Below are 12281 nucleotides of genomic sequence, written 5' to 3'. Positions count from 1 at the left end.
GTTGCCAAAATCCTTTATAACATTACGCTTTAGCAAGAGAAAAGGATTCATTTTTTTCCAATTAAGCTACTGTATGATAAGTAAGAGTTTTTGGGTTATGATCGGGCATGAAATGATTGCATTACGACTAAATTAGAATTTGTTATTAAAATTTCTATAAATTCAAATGGTAAATGAACATTTCTCCTTCTCTTCCCATCACCCTTTCACCCCGGTCCACAAAGCCGCCTCTTTTGTAAACAGTTTGCGCAGTGATATTTGATTGATTTACAGTCAATATTATTTCATTTACAGAAGGGAAATTTCCCTTTACAAATGGCTTCAATAATTTGATTGACGCTGTAGCAATTCCTTTCCCTTGATAGGGAAGATTAATCGAATAGGCTCTTAACAGCAATGCGGTCTGGTTTTCTGTGTAGTCCTTCACACCCTCCCAGCCATGAAGTACAAAAAAACCCGCAGGGACATTTTCATAAAAAATGACAACAGGATGCCTGTCCGGATCTTCATCACATTTTTCCAGAGCGTCTCCCGGTAGGGCAGTGAATCTCCTTTGTTGATCTAGCAAGACGTAGTCTGATAAAAGCGAACTTCTAAATTCAGATTTATAAAACTGCAGGGAAACTGTTCCTTTTTTGGCTATTATCATTTGGATCTCTCCTAATTAATTTCTAGATTTTATTTGTTTTTAAACAAGACACTGCCTCTTATATAGAATTTCCTCCTCTGTAAGTGGTGCACCCAGTTCGCATTCCCAACTTTGTCAATTGCTGCATATACTTTTTATAGGCTATGAACCTAAATCTAAAGGAGAGATGAGGTTGTACACAAGACAGAACGAGATGACCAGTTTACCCGTTCCTTCTCGGTGGGGGATTGATGCGCAAATTGCCGGGAAGCCGATCGTCCGAGGAACTATCACAATTAACTCCTTGTCGGGAAACACATTTACCGGTACTGCTAATTTCCGGGGGCAACCCATTATGATCCAGGGTACTTGGGAGGAAACGGATAAAGTAATTCGTTTTGATTCACCCTATGCTTCGTTTACAGGACAATTAGCTATCTTTGATGACCCAGGGATTAAAATTCGACATTCAGTTTTAAGCGGACAATTCCTCATGAAGCCTCCATCCTTGCAAGCTGGAGAATTCGGCGATTGGATTGCGACAGCTGACACCGCCTTGAAAGGTGCGCCGATCAGCAACGGAGCATTACCACCTGTAGGTGTTTTTCTAACTTCCAACATTCTATATAGTGCGGGAAGGTGATCGAGGTTAAAGTCTTCACCACCACGGGCAGAAGACTTTAACCTCTCTCTTATAAAACAAGCGTATTACCTGCTGACAATTCCTATTAGAAATTTTAAATTTTTATCATTCTTATGTACTTTTTTAAAACCTTCTCTGGAATCCAATATGATCACTGTTTTCCAGAGCCATAATCTTAAATATGCTGAATGAAAATGAATCGGACCTTGTACTCCTCGCACTTCATATTCATTTCCGTCCTCTATTTCAATTTCCGTTCGGAGCACCCATCTGTTTCCGAAACCTGCTTCAATAAATTTCAACAGCTATTGCAGCTCCTTTACTTCTTTTTTCCTAAAATAGAAGCTACTCGATCATGCATTTCCGCCTCTTTAACATATTCAAAAAAACCAAATTGGTTTCCCCATGGGTCGGAAAATGTTGCCCACTTAACAGGTACTTCCTCTCTGGCAAAAATCTCAAAGAATTCAACATCCAGTTCACTCATCAACCGGACCCGCTCGTCCTCTATTGACCTGACACCTAAACGCATTGGACCGCTCCCTTCCGAAGGGCTTCCCTCTGATACCTGAAGCCAGGCCCCCGGTATGATCTCCCATTCCGCAAATCCTTCATGAGGTGTAAAATCCGGTTCTTTGTTTAATAAGGTTTTATACCAGTGCAACCCTTTTTCAAAATCTGTTACACGGATTTGATACGTCATTTCATAAATCACTTTCTTCACTTCCTTGTTTACTTTTTGTGATGACCATTTGATCCATTTAATTCTCCCAGGAGGAACTTGCCCATTAATCTTTTTTCTTTTTCTAACAGTTCGTGCAAAAATAACAACTGCGGGAAAGGCTGAAGGGGCAAATCTGTATTTATGTCTGTTTTCAACACTGCCGAACCGCCTTGCGCTAAATAATTCCTCAGTGTGAATCCACCTTTACAAATTCGTTGGATGTCATCAGAAGTAAGCAGGAGGAGACCGTTTGTTTCTGAAGAAGGCCGAGGTTCGCTATCGGAATAACCAAGATACATCGCTGTTGAACCCGCTGGATCTGTACCTTTAATCAAAATTGGAGCAATTGTCTCTTCTGTCTTTACTTTTTTTGTTTCATCGTCCCAGCCCTTCTTGAAAAAAGTAATGGGAGAATTGATGGTGCGGATTTTCATTGATGATTCTTCAAAAACTTCTCGGATTGCTGTCTCAAGTGCGGTTTCATTTCCTTCACGATGGCCACCAAGCCTAACCACGCCCAGTTTATCACCTTTTCGGGTTGGACCGACCTGGAAGGGGAATAATCCATTGTATAAAATGTAAGCACCGGATGTCCTGACATGATTTGTATCCATATTAATCCTCCGATTTTTTATAAATGGATTCTTTATCAACCCTGGATTTTCCTTCTTTTTAAAAAAGAATCGTACTTCTTTGGCGAAGTACGACTCAATTTCATGTTAATACAAATCAACAAATATATTTTCAGTTGGGATTTTCGTTGACTTGGTGACAAGGTCTTTGATTGATTTTTGCAGGTTTTTGACAATACCTTCGGACGATTTCACACGAATCATGGTGTAAACCTCGGCTTCATTGACACACCATACTTTCACGTCCTGCACTTCCATTTCTTCGCTAATACTTTGGAGAGATTGTTTAATTTTGTCCACCGAATAGCCTTCAGGTGTTCCCTCCATAAGGATATTGAACGACTCTTTTGTAATTGAAATTCCACCACGAATGATAATGATAGAAGTTATAATACTTCCCACGGGATCCAGCCAGGTAAAGTCAAATAAAATAATAGCCAATGCAACAATAACGGCACTTAGACTGGTGATCATATCCGCAAAAACGTGGAGAATTGCGCTTCTCATATTCAGATTTGAATCGCCCTTGGATAAGATGTATCCAACAAGTGCATTAATCAGCAGTCCTATGACACCCACAGCAATCATTTGTTCAGGGACAATGTCCACCGGCTTGATCATACGATTGATTGCTTCATAGATAATGTACAAAGGAATCAAGATCAGTGTAAGGCCATTTATAAAAGCAGCAATTGGCTCAAAACGCTTGTAACCAAATGTTCGTTTCTTGGTAGCTGCTTTAGTGGCCATGATGGCTGCAACCAGGGAAAGAATAAGCGATATAGCATCCGAGCTCATATGGACACCGTCGCCTATTATCATCAATGAACCAGACAGAAAGCCATAGATGATTTCAATGAGTGCGAACGTAAGAGTTAACCCAGCGGCCCATATGAATAATTTCTTATTTTTATTATTATGATGGTTCTGCACATTTGCAGCGCTCATAAACTTCACCCTCTAGATTAGAATTATTATAATCTAATTTTATAGCACTCTTTTTACAAAATCAAGTTAATTGAGAAAAAATATTTTAATTGATAAACAAAATCATTTATATTAGCGATAAATAAAAGTTTACAGCTTATTTTAATTAAAATAATTATTATTTAATGCAAAAAAAACTGCTAACCAGCAGCTTTCCCATTTTATTTATGCTTCATATCCAAGTACCCAGTCGAGCCTTTTGATTAAAAGTTCTTAGGCGCCATTCTTAAAAGTTGGTTTTGGATTCGGAATCCGTTTCTGCCTTATGGAAGGGTGGCCCACTTTTTATCAGACGGTTTTCCGTGTTCTATCCTTCTGTATGTCCAACCTTCTGTTTGTCCAATAGAGCCTTTCTTTCGGACACTTTTCGACTGTTCTCTCCTTCTGATTGTCCGATAGAGCCTTTCTTTCGGACACTTATCGACTGTTCTCTCCTTCTGATTGTCCGATAGAGCCTTTCTATCGGACACTTTTCGGCTGTTCTCTCCTTCTGATTGTCCGATAGAGCCTTTCTTTCGGTCACTTTTATACTGTTCTCTCCTTCTGATTGTCCGATAGAGCCTTTCTTTCGGTCACTTTTATACTGTTCTCTCCTTCTGATTGTCCGATAGAGCCTTTCTTTCGGACACTTTTCGACTGTTCTCTCCTTCTGATTGTCCGATAGAGCCTTTCTTTCGGTCACTTTTATACTGTTCCATCCTTCGGTTTGTCCGAAATGGCCATTATATCGGACTCTTTTCTGGCTACAGACTTATGCATGACTGTTATAGCCTTTCTATCCGAACCTGATTTCAAAAACTATCAAAGCATTGTAATAATCCACATTCTTATTCCATATATGTTAAAATTATGAAAATAATCTTTTAACGAGGTGTTTGCTTTTTGACTAGACCACGAGCGTTTGCGGCAATCATTAAAAACAATTATATACTTATGACAAAACACGTTTACCCTGACGGAACCTTTTGGACACTTCCAGGCGGCGGGTTAGAGGGATTCGAATCATTCGAGGATGGGGTCGTACGGGAAGTAAAAGAAGAAGTAAACTTGGATGTCGAAGTGGTGGAATATCTTTTCACTGGAGAATACAGCGGTGGTGAAGAAAGATGTTTTTTAGTCCGTCAACTGGATGATAAGGAACCCCTCCTTGGATGTGACCCAGAATATGGTGATGAACAAACCTTAAAAGAGGTAAGATGGCATTCTTTAGACTCCATGAAGGACGACCTGCATGTTTCCAGAGTAATTGAAGCTTTAAAGATAGTAGTTTGATAGATAGATTAAGGCAGGATTTAGCTAGGCTTGAAATTTTCATAATTAGTTGAGCTACGATTTCCTGCCTTTAACTTCTTATTTTTGATATATACCAAGGAATTCAGCAGGTTTTACAGTCAATAAATCCATATAGTACTTCTCCGGGTAATACTTCGTGTATGCGAGAAAAAGGTTGTATGCAAAAGCATATCCAGCCATAAAAGGTATCCCTTTTTTCGGGTCACCAAAAGCAAAAAGATTCTTGATTTTTCCATCAGCAGAATCGCAATTATTTTTAACCATATTCCAGTACAACAGCTCTGTCTCGGGGGAAAAGTCATTTTTCCACCACCTTTTATCCGGGTAAAGACTCAAACTGAAGTATTCAGCACCACCTTCCATCTTAAACCACTCTGCAAGGGTAAATGTGTCTGGTGTTAGTTTATAGATAGGATTTTTGGCAGTTGCATGATGAAGTTCATGGGCAATCATATAACAAAGGAAGTCTTCGTCCGGATGCGGCGGTATCGCAATCTGGATATTATTTGGCCCGTTCGTGAATCCATTTGTCCAAATCGGTCGGGGAAGGTTTTTATGCCAAGGGAACGGTACAGCAGGAAAGACGGTTATTGTAATTTCATCAAATGGAAGGAACTCCCGTGCCCTGTTACATGTATGCTCTATTAATTCACCCACCCTTACAGTATCCCATGTATACTCATTTGCTTCCTCAAATGAAAAATCCTTAAATTTAAATATCTGGAACCGTTCAGCAAGCTGTCTCCATTCTGTCATCCATGTCTTGTCAGTTACCAGGGGACTCAATTTTTCAGTAAGGAAAGAGTTTAAATTGCTTCTATGAAGGTAAAGATCCTGAGGTGTAAAGTGCTTTACGGTATTCATTCTTTTACCCTCCCATCTGCTGCTATTAATACTTGGCTAGAAATCTATCAAAGAAATGCTGTTAACGTCAGTTTCAAATTCTTATACTTATTGATCATTTCTTTTTGTACATATCATAAGAAATCAGCCAAACCATCTGGCACAAGGCTTAACTCTCCTTTTTTAAAATCATTTAACGGGATCTCATGTATTTTTCACCGCTTATAGCCAATACTGTGTGGTCAGTTACATCCTGTTCGCTGTGAGACTTTCGTGGTTTACCTAACCTATTAAACAAGCTTTTCATAGTTTTCCAGGTTTGACATATAAGATGAAGGATTCAAATCTTCACATTCTATGACTATCGCAGTTAACCCGCTGTCAGTTTTTGTTTCATGCCATTCCCCTTTTGTCCAGAACACTGCAGTGCCCGGCTCGACTTTTAAGTACTCAGTCGACTCCCCTCTGACAAAGCCGGTGCCGCTCACAATCAACAAAAGCTGCGGCATCGTTGCCTGATGAAAACCGATGAGTCCATCATGTTCGAGGTACATAAAACCAATATGCGTTGGATTAACCGTCCTAACAATCCGTGACATGACAAAGTTCGAATCAAACTTGGTTATCTCAGTTCCTGTATCCTTTTTAAAGTTATAGAATTCCACGTATCCACCTCAAATTAATTTTTCCAACCACGGATGATATGAATCCTGCAAAGATAAAGCAACTCTAAGCCATTTCTTTTGCTTTGGTGTTAACTTATCTAATACACCTAAGAAATCAAGCTGGTCTTTGGTTCGAATGTTCTTTGATTTATACAGGAGGACAATTTCTGGTTTTAAATAAGGAATGCCACTTTCATTAAAACTTCCCACGTTTTTTAGCGTCATTTCCACTCTATTATCCCTTCTGTACCTCCAATTACATCCGTCAGTTTCATTTAATAAAATTTCAAACTTGTCACCGGTTTTCCAATTAGAAGCATGCAATTCATGTATAGGTTGTGCTAAGAATTCAGTTTCCCATGATTTTAATTCCTGGTCTTCAACTTTTCGTATATCCCAGCTTTTTAAGTAGTCTTTTAAAGAAAACTGATCATCTCTGAACAGTGCAATTTCTATATCGCCATGTTGCCGGGTTATTTTTCCGAGATAAAGATCTATTGCCCAACCCCCTGCAATGTACCAAGGTTGCTTGAAATTCGACATTAATGAATTGATCTTTCTACATTCTTCAAAAGGCACCAAGTTACTCTCCAGCCTTTATACTATACTGCTTAACAATCAAATGTTGCGGTGCCTCAGGCAAGTCCTTCACAGAAGTCTTGATAAACTCTGGAAATAGCTTAATAGTTTCTAGCTCGCCAATAGGCACCCATTGATAGACCAACTTTTCACCTTCTTCTCCAAAGAACTCTTCTGTATGGAACTGAAGGTTTCCTTCTAATGGTGATACTTGAAAGTACAATCCTATTTCATGGAAGTCTCTACGCTTGTATTCAAAAAAGTTTTCGGTGAACCACAGCAGGCGGTCGACTTTTACGTCAATCCCCAATTCTTCTTTTATTTCCCTGATAATGCTGGTTTGTGAATCCTCCATCACTGTGACTCTGCCGCCAGGCAACGCCCAATGATCTTCCATGGACTGCCGGTGAATTAGTACGTGGTTGTTAACGACCATAACAGCCGCGACACGATAATTAAATACGGTATTTTCTAAGTAAAATGTTGCATCCATTATAGTTCATCCCCTATGTAAAAACTGTCCAGTTCTTTAGCCAGCCTGGATTTCCGAAATCCTTTTTGCCGCTTCAATTCTTTTAATTCCCCTATCGTTTGATAGGAAAGGCGGACATGATAGTAATTAATGTGTTCGATTACCGAAACAGATATAGAAATAGAAACCATTGCAGTTCAACTTCATTACTAATTATCAGATAGACCAAAATAAAAAATCCTATCAATATAAACAGTGCATTTATCTTTTTAAATATTGAAAAAAACCTAAGTTGTTTATCTGGAAGCTTTTTCAATTCTCCCTTTTTCAGCTGCTGTAATTTCAAATACCCAGTAATAACTTCCCTGAAGTAAAATAAACTCCAGCAGACCAAAAACGTATAAGGAAGAAGATGATAAATAGGGAGTTGACCATTCAAAAAGCTTAATATACAGGATCCACAGCAAAGCAAAGGTGATTACTGCGATCAGCTCACCAGTATATAAGCTGATAATTTTTGTTCCACTTTTTGCTGCATAACCCTATGAGACCGTAAATTGCGTGATCAGGTTTTTTATCATCGGATTAAGCTTTTCAGGCAAATCATTCACGTGGAAAAACCGGGCTTCTGCGGTTTCTATACCATCTGCTTTTAAAGTCCAACCAATAATGTCTTTTGATAAATACGCCACTGTAACGGAATAAAACTCATCGCCGTTTGGCAGTTTAACAAAATGCTCCTTGCCAGAAAAAACTCCTACCAGTTCCAGTTTTCCAATTTGAAGTCCAATCTCTTCTAACACTTCCCTTCTGCCTGCCTCCTCCGTCGATTCTCCTAATTCCATAAATCCTCCAGGTCCACCCCATTGGCCATCATGACGTTTCTGCAATAAAACCTCTCCTGCTTCATTTATTACCGCAACTGCTACTCCCACTAATATAACTGGCTGGTGACCGATATCCTTCCGTAAATCCTCTATATAACCCATTTTGACCTCCAAAAAGCATAAATTAACTAGGTAAACAAAATTCGCCAGAAGCAAGATTTTTCCTTCTTTTTCCCAAAAAACGTTTAACAATATGGATCTTTTTCGAGTTAAGAAGTACCTTGGTCTTTATGACCAGCTTCAACCTTAGATGGACACTTTTTCTCTTATTTTCGTCCTTCCTGTCCGTCATCAAGGCTATGACGGACACTTTTCCTCTTATTCTCGTCCTTCCTGTCCGTCATCAAGACTATGACGGACACTTTTTCTCTTATTCTCGTCCTTTCTGTCCGTCATCAAGTCTATGACGGACACTTTTTCTCTTATTCTCGTCCTTCCTGTCCGTCATCAAGGCTATGACGGGCACTTTTCCCTTATTCGCGCTCTTTTCTGTTCGTCATCTAAACCAAATAAAGCAGCACTACCCAACTGACCTGCTAATAAGGTTATGTTATTTTCTTGTAATCTCGATGATCCCGCCACAGTGTGATATAGCCTTAAATTTGAGTCTGCAATAGTCTTTTAGTGATGGACTTAACTCATCAAAAACAAAGTAAAATTCATCTTCATCCCAAGATTCTCTGCAATCTTCTTTACAGGCTTCCAACTCCTGACTTGTACAAAATGCAATGTCCCCAATCAGGATTTTCCCTTCCTCTTCTAACATGGGTAACAGCGCCTGGATAAACTTTACCTTTTCAACATCGGTTAAATGGTGCAATGCATATGTACTTACAATGAAATCATACTTTTTGGTATTGATTTCTGAGGGGAGCCCGCCGGTAATATCCCACTCGATCAAGTTAGCATTCGGCATCTTAGCCTGAGCCATGGCAATCATTTTTGATGAGAAGTCTATTCCGTCTATCTTATGTCCATGTTCATACAGCCTGGAAGTCATAAACCCCGTACCAAAACCGATATCTAAAACTCTCGCATTTTCTTTACCCATCACTTCATTAAAAATTGTACTTAAGATAGCTTTATACCCGGCGAATGGATAGACCCCATTTTCCTCACTTACCTGAACTGTTTTGTCATAGCCATCTGCCCACAAATCAAACCCTTGTTTGTCTAACATGGATCATCCTCCAATTATATGAATTATTGATAATAATCTATTACTTCCTGTTCGAATGCGGCGACTGGCCTTTCTGTCAGCTGCTCCAGTGCTTCATAGAAATCCCCTGTTTCTCTTGTTCTATTGATTAAATCATCTACAACTTTTAACCCATACTCTTGTATCAGGTAATTCATAGTAAAATAACTTTGTAAATAGGGTTCTGCGAAACCAACATGCCGGGCTTCCTGGAAATCATTGTCCCAGCTGATTTTTTTAAGAGGCAGTGCTTCATGGAAATTTGAGTCATAATCTACTACTGTCCCATCCTCCCCAACATACTCAGCAACGCCTTCAATAAACCAGGTTGGAAAGTCATCTCCCAGAACCTCCGCTTCCTCTGCTGCCATATAAGTTGCGTAATGAGCGTATTCATGCAAAATGGTTTTTTGAAAAAAATAGAGAGGTGTTTCAAGCTCCTGTATAATACCCTCGACCCTTTCAGAATCAACACTAACGCCGATAATTTTATGAAAGTGAGAATAATACCCAGCAACACTCTCTATATTAGATAACTGTTTAATGTCGCCACTGCTCATAAAAATCAAATCTATCGGAACATTTTTGTTACTGCCAAGTACTTCGGATGATTTATTCTCTGCCCATTTCAGCGTTTCAATCGTCAACGGAATGAGTTCTTTATTTTCTTCCTGATAGTAAATGGAAATGTTTTTATATTCTTTCTTCATGCTAGCTGCTTTAAGCTTTTTTTCCAATTCACTTTCAAAATTCTGTGTGATTAGTGTTTGAACGGTAACTAAAAAGTTTGCATTCTCACCTGTGCGCTCATTTAACTCTTCCTGAAGGGATTTGACCAAAGTTATAATCCTTCCTGTAAAAATACCAATTATTAATCCAATGATAATCAGCCAGTATTTTAATTTTGGATACCTCATTCGCCGTCTCTTCTCACCTGCTCTTCAAGCAAAGAGATCATCCTGTCATTCTGTTCAATCATTTTCTCATTTTGCTGCCGAAGTTTTGTAAAATCAAACATGAAAGCCAGTAAGATAATGGTTATAATAATCGACATTTCCTCACTCCTCAGTAAGCCATCTAACGGCCTCATTCAGGTCCTCGGCAATATAATCTGGGTGAACTTCTGCCCAGCGGCCATAATACTCCTTATTCAGATATTTCTCATAAGCTTGCTGGCCGCTCCCTGTCTTTACCAGAATTTTTATGCAGCCCGCTTCATCCGCTGCCAGAAGATCCGTCCATCGATCTCCGATAACCACACAATTCCTTAAATCCAGGTTATTTTCTTCTGCTGCTCCTTTAATCATGACAATAGAGGGTTTCCTGCACACGCAGCCCTCCTCATGGCGATGGGGGCAAAGATATACTTTATCAAATCCAAAGGACTTCAATTCACTTTCAAAGCTTTGAACTGTTGCTACCCCGCAGCTCACTCCTGGCTGGTTCGTGAACGAACAGACTAAAACATCACGATTTTTTAATAGTTTGATTGATTCTTCGACTCCCGGGAACAATGTGAACTCTCCTGGGTATATAACCTGGTCGCTTCCTCCAAGAGTACCATCCCGATCAATGAAAACTGCTTGCAAGATTTTCTTTCCCATGTAAAACCTCACCTTTTTAAATAGAAAAAACACCTTACTTAATGATAACATTCCAAATTTTAGATGAATATCCATTTTTTACAGAAAAATCCTCTCACCATTAGGTGAGAGGATTTAGATTAGTTCATATTTGGTTTTGCCGGGCCAGCGTGAAGTTCATTATGCAGCTTCCTGAACTGCAGATACATTGCCACTCGCCAAGGTACAATCATTCCAAATGCTAGGATCCAGAACATGCCGCTCAACTCACCGACATCAATTGTACTGCTGAGTACGAGCTTGGCTATAACCCTGACTGCCAGAAGACCGATTAAAATAAAAACGAAAGCCTTTGATCTTTTAAGGTAAATTTCAGCACCGCGCACCTCGAATTTTGAGGTCTTGATCAGTAAGATGGAGAAAAGCATTCCGACTGTCAGCGCCTCGACGATTTGTAAAAAATGCACCCGAAATATCGGGAAGATAAACATGAGCGCCCCTGTACTCATGAAAATTGGCGGTAAAATGATTTTCTTGACTGATGCTGGCTTTTTAGCTGCCTTCATCCTCATGATTGTCACGAAGATTGCCATGCCAATTGCCCCAACTGTTGACGCCAATACGTAGTTCATCTATTTCATCCCTTATATATAGATTACACTATTATTATAATGAAAATAAGCCATTTAAGATACACTTAAATGGCTGTTATTTATCTCAAAACTCTTGATACAGAATCCACTACCTGTGAATCATCAAATGGCTTAACGATAAAATCCTTCGCTCCCGCCTCAATGGCATCCACTACCATCTTCTGCTGTCCCATTGCTGAACACATTATGATTTTTGCATCCTTGAAATCCTTTTTTATTTCCTTTACGGCATCCAGGCCGCTCATTTCAGGCATTGTAATATCCATTGTTACAAGATCGGGTTTGAGCTCGCGATACAGCATGACTGCTTCACGTCCGTTTTCTGCTTCCCCTATAATTTCGTGATTCGCTTTCTTCAGAATATTGGTTAAGGTGATCCTCATAAATTTTGCGTCGTCAACTATCAAAATTCTGGCCATTGCTGTATCCTCCCCGACAATCACAACAAGTATATTTATCTGTTAAAATTCCCCTTAATTACTATATAACTATAA

19 protein-coding genes are annotated in these 12281 nt (G+C 39.4%); 2 read left to right on the top strand and 17 right to left on the bottom strand.

The annotated features are described in order from the left end of the window. Positions 1-154: 154 nt before the first annotated feature. Entirely contained in the window at positions 155-649 is a 495-nt protein-coding gene (locus B5X77_RS14225; RefSeq protein WP_079508639.1) for a GNAT family N-acetyltransferase, read from the bottom strand. A 172-nt stretch (positions 650-821) separates the two neighbouring features. Between B5X77_RS14225 and B5X77_RS14220 the strand changes: the two genes are divergently transcribed. Beyond that, positions 822-1271 carry a hypothetical protein gene (locus B5X77_RS14220; RefSeq protein WP_257391812.1) on the top strand — a complete coding sequence of 150 codons (450 nt, stop codon included), beginning with the start codon at positions 822-824 and terminating at the stop codon, positions 1269-1271. 65 nt (positions 1272-1336) lie between these two features. Here B5X77_RS14220 and B5X77_RS14215 read toward each other — a convergent pair whose 3' ends face one another. From B5X77_RS14215 to B5X77_RS14195, 5 genes are all read right to left on the bottom strand, one after another. Continuing rightward, positions 1337-1573, bottom strand: a complete 237-nt coding sequence (locus tag B5X77_RS14215) for a DUF3977 family protein (RefSeq protein WP_079508638.1) — start codon at positions 1571-1573, stop codon at positions 1337-1339. A gap of 17 nt (positions 1574-1590) precedes the next feature. After that, on the bottom strand, positions 1591-1986 hold the full coding sequence (locus B5X77_RS14210) for a VOC family protein (RefSeq protein WP_079508637.1): 396 nt from the start codon (positions 1984-1986) through the stop codon (positions 1591-1593). A gap of 17 nt (positions 1987-2003) precedes the next feature. Further along, positions 2004-2609 carry an NUDIX hydrolase gene (locus B5X77_RS14205; RefSeq protein WP_079508636.1) on the bottom strand — a complete coding sequence of 202 codons (606 nt, stop codon included), beginning with the start codon at positions 2607-2609 and terminating at the stop codon, positions 2004-2006. 105 nt (positions 2610-2714) lie between these two features. Beyond that, positions 2715-3575, bottom strand: coding sequence for a cation diffusion facilitator family transporter (locus B5X77_RS14200; RefSeq protein WP_079508635.1), 861 nt, complete (start codon positions 3573-3575; stop codon positions 2715-2717). Positions 3576-3921: 346 nt separating this feature from the next. Further along, a complete protein-coding gene (locus tag B5X77_RS14195; protein WP_079508634.1) occupies positions 3922-4296 on the bottom strand; it encodes a hypothetical protein in 375 nt (124 codons plus the stop codon). Positions 4297-4496: 200 nt separating this feature from the next. Here B5X77_RS14195 and B5X77_RS14190 point away from each other — a divergent pair, with 200 nt between their 5' ends. Beyond that, on the top strand, positions 4497-4886 hold the full coding sequence (locus tag B5X77_RS14190) for an NUDIX domain-containing protein (RefSeq protein WP_079508633.1): 390 nt from the start codon (positions 4497-4499) through the stop codon (positions 4884-4886). A gap of 78 nt (positions 4887-4964) precedes the next feature. Here B5X77_RS14190 and B5X77_RS14185 read toward each other — a convergent pair whose 3' ends face one another. From B5X77_RS14185 to B5X77_RS14130, 11 genes are all read right to left on the bottom strand, one after another. Further along, positions 4965-5771 carry a DUF2268 domain-containing putative Zn-dependent protease gene (locus B5X77_RS14185; RefSeq protein WP_079508632.1) on the bottom strand — a complete coding sequence of 269 codons (807 nt, stop codon included), beginning with the start codon at positions 5769-5771 and terminating at the stop codon, positions 4965-4967. A 269-nt stretch (positions 5772-6040) separates the two neighbouring features. After that, the gene (locus B5X77_RS14180) at positions 6041-6415 is read right to left on the bottom strand and encodes a cupin domain-containing protein (RefSeq protein ID WP_079508631.1); all 375 of its coding nucleotides are present in this window, start codon (positions 6413-6415) and stop codon (positions 6041-6043) included. Positions 6416-6424: 9 nt separating this feature from the next. After that, positions 6425-6994 carry a nucleotidyltransferase domain-containing protein gene (locus B5X77_RS14175; protein ID WP_079510237.1) on the bottom strand — a complete coding sequence of 190 codons (570 nt, stop codon included), beginning with the start codon at positions 6992-6994 and terminating at the stop codon, positions 6425-6427. Positions 6995-6998: 4 nt separating this feature from the next. Next, a complete protein-coding gene (locus B5X77_RS14170; protein ID WP_079508630.1) occupies positions 6999-7487 on the bottom strand; it encodes an NUDIX hydrolase in 489 nt (162 codons plus the stop codon). Between the two features lie 521 nt (positions 7488-8008). Continuing rightward, a complete protein-coding gene (locus B5X77_RS14160) occupies positions 8009-8455 on the bottom strand; it encodes an NUDIX hydrolase (RefSeq protein ID WP_079508629.1) in 447 nt (148 codons plus the stop codon). 448 nt (positions 8456-8903) lie between these two features. Beyond that, positions 8904-9533 (bottom strand): class I SAM-dependent methyltransferase, encoded by a 630-nt coding sequence (locus tag B5X77_RS14150; RefSeq protein WP_079508627.1) that lies wholly within the window; start codon positions 9531-9533, stop codon positions 8904-8906. 23 nt (positions 9534-9556) lie between these two features. Beyond that, on the bottom strand, positions 9557-10468 hold the full coding sequence (locus B5X77_RS14145) for a gluzincin family metallopeptidase (RefSeq protein ID WP_079508626.1): 912 nt from the start codon (positions 10466-10468) through the stop codon (positions 9557-9559). After that, positions 10465-10605 (bottom strand): hypothetical protein, encoded by a 141-nt coding sequence (locus B5X77_RS23340; RefSeq protein WP_176167323.1) that lies wholly within the window; start codon positions 10603-10605, stop codon positions 10465-10467. The genes B5X77_RS14145 and B5X77_RS23340 overlap by 4 nt, the downstream gene beginning before the upstream one ends. 4 nt (positions 10606-10609) lie before the next feature. Beyond that, positions 10610-11155, bottom strand: a complete 546-nt coding sequence (locus tag B5X77_RS14140) for an HAD-IIIA family hydrolase (protein WP_079508625.1) — start codon at positions 11153-11155, stop codon at positions 10610-10612. Between the two features lie 119 nt (positions 11156-11274). Continuing rightward, positions 11275-11766: a CcdC family protein gene (locus B5X77_RS14135; RefSeq protein WP_079508624.1), complete on the bottom strand. Its 492-nt coding sequence runs from the start codon at positions 11764-11766 to the stop codon at positions 11275-11277. Positions 11767-11846: 80 nt separating this feature from the next. Further along, positions 11847-12206 carry a response regulator gene (locus tag B5X77_RS14130; protein ID WP_079508623.1) on the bottom strand — a complete coding sequence of 120 codons (360 nt, stop codon included), beginning with the start codon at positions 12204-12206 and terminating at the stop codon, positions 11847-11849. Positions 12207-12281: the final 75 nt, after the last annotated feature.

It is taken from the genome of Mesobacillus jeotgali (assembly GCF_900166585.1).
In the GTDB taxonomy this organism is placed as follows: domain Bacteria; phylum Bacillota; class Bacilli; order Bacillales; family Cytobacillaceae; genus Mesobacillus; species Mesobacillus jeotgali_A.
The sequence above is the reverse complement of the archived record's forward strand: the minus strand, read 5'-3'. Positions and strand labels throughout refer to the sequence as shown.

Bases quoted from the DNA above. Each gene is read 5' to 3' on its own strand.
- B5X77_RS14225 (WP_079508639.1), bottom strand. From the start codon at position 649: ATGATAATAGCCAAAAAAGGAACAGTTTCCCTGCAGTTTTATAAATCT.
- B5X77_RS14205 (WP_079508636.1), bottom strand. From the start codon at position 2,609: ATGGATACAAATCATGTCAGGACATCCGGTGCTTACATTTTATACAAT.
- B5X77_RS14200 (WP_079508635.1), bottom strand. From the start codon at position 3,575: ATGAGCGCTGCAAATGTGCAGAACCATCATAATAATAAAAATAAGAAA.
- B5X77_RS14185 (WP_079508632.1), bottom strand. From the start codon at position 5,771: ATGAATACCGTAAAGCACTTTACACCTCAGGATCTTTACCTTCATAGA.
- B5X77_RS14170 (WP_079508630.1), bottom strand. From the start codon at position 7,487: ATGGATGCAACATTTTACTTAGAAAATACCGTATTTAATTATCGTGTC.
- B5X77_RS14160 (WP_079508629.1), bottom strand. From the start codon at position 8,455: ATGGGTTATATAGAGGATTTACGGAAGGATATCGGTCACCAGCCAGTT.
- B5X77_RS14150 (WP_079508627.1), bottom strand. From the start codon at position 9,533: ATGTTAGACAAACAAGGGTTTGATTTGTGGGCAGATGGCTATGACAAA.
- B5X77_RS14145 (WP_079508626.1), bottom strand. From the start codon at position 10,468: ATGAGGTATCCAAAATTAAAATACTGGCTGATTATCATTGGATTAATA.
- B5X77_RS23340 (WP_176167323.1), bottom strand. From the start codon at position 10,605: ATGTCGATTATTATAACCATTATCTTACTGGCTTTCATGTTTGATTTT.
- B5X77_RS14140 (WP_079508625.1), bottom strand. From the start codon at position 11,155: ATGGGAAAGAAAATCTTGCAAGCAGTTTTCATTGATCGGGATGGTACT.
- B5X77_RS14135 (WP_079508624.1), bottom strand. From the start codon at position 11,766: ATGAACTACGTATTGGCGTCAACAGTTGGGGCAATTGGCATGGCAATC.
- B5X77_RS14130 (WP_079508623.1), bottom strand. From the start codon at position 12,206: ATGGCCAGAATTTTGATAGTTGACGACGCAAAATTTATGAGGATCACC.